Genomic DNA, 3,005 nt, shown 5'->3' with positions numbered 1-3,005 from the left:
GAGCCGATGAGCAGCGCGGAGGACGACGAGCCGCCCCGCTGAGCCATGTCTTGGATCCGCTCCCTTACGGGAGCGAATCAGGCCCCGGCTCCCTTGCGGGAACCGGGGCCTGACCTGCACTTTCGTTGGTAGCGGGGGCGGGATTTGAACCCGCGACCTCTGGACCTCCGGCGCGTGCGCTCTTCCCCGCTGAGTTCTTGGACCGTTCTTGACGAAGTGTGCTCTGACCTGCGCAGACGCGGACGAGCCGAGTGCCCGGTCCCCGGGTGTCTTGACGTCGTCTGCTCCGATTAGACGGCTTGCGCTGTCGTTTTCGGGGCATAAACGCGGCACGACTCAAATCGCAATCGCGTCCTCGCGTCCAGGAACGACCTCCCGGAACTCGGCGGGGGCCTGCCGAACGTTCTCACGGGTCTCGGGCTGGGCAGGTTCACGGCATCAGTTCCGAGCGGCTCTCGCCAGCCCCACCGACCGCCGCCCAGCATCGATGGTCCCGTTCACCCCACCCAGCGACCTAGACTTGGCACCGTGAGCCGGGGCGTGATCCAGCGTCTGCACAATCCTCGCAACCGCGAATGTGGCTGCGACGCCGACTGCTGGTGCCGCCGTACGACACTGGGTCGGGCGGTCAAGTGGTGGTTCCCGGCCAGACTGTTCGGGGTGCACCACAAGAGTGCAACCGCTCAGTGGAAACGAGACCACGACCTGTCCTGAAAGTCGGATGGGCAAGTTCTCGCCCCCGGGTTGACCTTGTAGCCGGGTACAGGCTTCACGATCGGTCGTAGGACATGGTCCAGCTCCGGGGTCGGCATGCCGTGCGAGGGAGTTGGGCCACCTGCGCTACAGGTAGCGGCAGACGTCCCGTGGGCGGCAGGCGGCGGGGTCGGCGGTGCTGGCGTCGTCACGCAGCTGGGCGACTGTCTCGCGAAGCGCCTGCAGTTCGGCAATCTGCCGGTCGAGGCCCGCGAGCCTGGAGCTGAGCAGGTCCTGCACGTGTCGGCAGGGGGTGGCGCCGGCGTCGCGGAGCTCGATGACCTCGCGGATCTGGGCCAGTGTGAGACCCGCGGCGCGGCCGCGGCGGATAAAGTCCAGCCGGTCCACTGCGTCGGGCGTGAACTCGCGGTAGCCGCTGGCGGTGCGTCCAGCAGGAGTGAGCAGCCCGACGTCCTCGTAGAACCGCAGCGTCTTCGCGGTGGTGCCGGTGGTCTTGGCGAGTTCGCCGATGCGCATCTTGCTCCCTGCTGTCTGCGACTTGACCTTCCAGCATGCTGGAAGGTTGAGACTGGTTCCAGTCAACACCCGAGCCAAACCACGAGGAGAATGCCCATGCGCCAGGTTTCCCCGGTCGTCGATCTCGCCGTCATCGGTTCCGGGGGTGCGGCGATGGCCGCCGGCATCGCGGCCCGCCGGGCCGGCGCCACCGTCGTGCTGGTCGAGCGCGGCGTGCTCGGCGGAACCTGTGTGAATGTGGGCTGTGTGCCGTCCAAGACGCTGCTGGCCGCGGCCGGCGCCCGGCACGCGTCGCTCACGAACCCGTTCGGCGGGGCGCCGACCAGCGCCGATGGCGTGGACCTGGGCGCGCTGGTCGCGCAGAAGACCGAGCTGGTCGGGTGGCTACGGCAGCACAAGTACGCCGACATCGCCGACGCCTGGGGCTTCGCGGTCCTGGCGGGTGAGGCCCGGTTCGTGGACATGGAGACCCTGACGGTGGACGGGAAGCCACTGCGGGCGCACGGCTACGTCATCGCCACCGGGTCCGAGCCCCACACGGGGGGCATCGACGGCATCGGAGCGGTCGACTACCTGACCTCGACCACCGCGATGGAGCTCACCGAGATACCTGATTCGCTGGTGGTCATCGGCGGCGGCTACGTCGGCATGGAACAGGCTCAGCTGTTCGCCCACCTCGGCGCCCGGGTCACTCTGGTCGGTCGGCTGGCGCCGCACGCCGAGCCCGAGCTGCGCGCGGTCATGGCACGCGTCTTCGCCGACGACGGCATCACCCTCATCGAGGAGCACGCCACCCGCGTGAGGCCCACCCCCGACGGACTGGTCACCGTGACCACCAGCTCCGGACGGGAAGCAACCGGGCACCGGCTGCTGGTCGCCACCGGGCGCCGCCCCGACACCACCGCACTCGACCTGGCCGCCGCCGGCGTGGACACCGACGCCCGCGGCTTCATCACCATCGACGAGCACCAGCGCACCACCAATCCGAAGATGTACGCCGCCGGGGACGTCGCCGGCACCCCGCAGTACGTCTACGTCGCGGCCGCGGCCGGCCGGGTCGCCGCCATCAACGCCCTCGGCCCCGACACCACGCCGGCCGAATCGGTCGACTACACCGGCCTGCCCGCGGTCATGTTCACCCGCCCGCAACTGGCGTCTGCCGGGCTGACCGAGGAGCAGGCGCTCGCCCGCGGGCATGACTGCGCATGCCGTGTCCTCGCCCTCGACGACGTGCCCCGGGCGCTGGTCAACCACGACACCCGCGGAGCGGTCAAGCTCGTCGCGGACGCGGCCAACGGCAAGGTCCTCGGCGTGCACGCGGTCGCCGACGGCGCTGGCGAGATGATGCTGGCCGCCACCTACGCCATCAAGGCAGGGATGACCGTCGACGACCTCGCCGACACCTGGGCCCCGTATCTGACCATGGCCGAGAGCTTGCGGCTGGCCGCCGGCCTGTTCCGCAACGAGCTACCCACCTCCTGCTGTGCCTAACCAGGAGCCCACGATGCCCCACGCTGAACCCAGGGACCCCCAGCACTGCGGCCCGCACCCCGATGCCCCGAGCGAGCTGCTCACGATCCTCGACAGCGATGCCGCCCGCGTACGCCGAGCCGCGTTCCGGCAGCTGCTGGCCACCGTGGCGCCCGTGGACATTCCCACCCTGGCCGCTGACACCGACCTCACGCCAGACAAGGTCGAGTCCAGCCTCGCCATCTTGGCCGCTAACGGAGCCGTCACCCGCCACCCCACCGGCCCGGTGGTCGCCGCCGGCGGCC

3 protein-coding genes are annotated in these 3,005 nt (G+C 70.0%); 2 read left to right on the top strand and 1 reads right to left on the bottom strand.

The annotated features are described in order from the left end of the window. Positions 1-840: 840 nt before the first annotated feature. Complete coding sequence (locus tag VF468_04285) at positions 841-1,230, bottom strand: heavy metal-responsive transcriptional regulator (protein HEX5877532.1); 390 nt, start codon at positions 1,228-1,230, stop codon at positions 841-843. Positions 1,231-1,326: 96 nt separating this feature from the next. On the opposite strand from VF468_04285, the gene merA reads away from it, so the two are divergent. Both merA and VF468_04275 read left to right on the top strand, forming a co-directional pair. Then, a complete protein-coding gene (gene merA / locus VF468_04280; GenBank protein HEX5877531.1) occupies positions 1,327-2,721 on the top strand; it encodes a mercury(II) reductase in 1,395 nt (464 codons plus the stop codon). A gap of 13 nt (positions 2,722-2,734) precedes the next feature. Beyond that, positions 2,735-3,005, top strand: a 271-nt coding sequence (locus tag VF468_04275) for a hypothetical protein (GenBank protein ID HEX5877530.1), incomplete at its 3' end; no start/stop codon positions are given.

This window comes from Actinomycetota bacterium (assembly GCA_036280995.1).
In the GTDB taxonomy this organism is placed as follows: domain Bacteria; phylum Actinomycetota; class CALGFH01; order CALGFH01; family CALGFH01; genus CALGFH01.
The sequence above is the reverse complement of the archived record's forward strand: the minus strand, read 5'-3'. Positions and strand labels throughout refer to the sequence as shown.

Coding starts and splice junctions, on each gene's coding strand:
- VF468_04285 (HEX5877532.1), bottom strand. CDS start 1,230: ATGCGCATCGGCGAACTCGCCAAGACCACCGGCACCACCGCGAAGACG.
- merA (HEX5877531.1), top strand. CDS start 1,327: ATGCGCCAGGTTTCCCCGGTCGTCGATCTCGCCGTCATCGGTTCCGGG.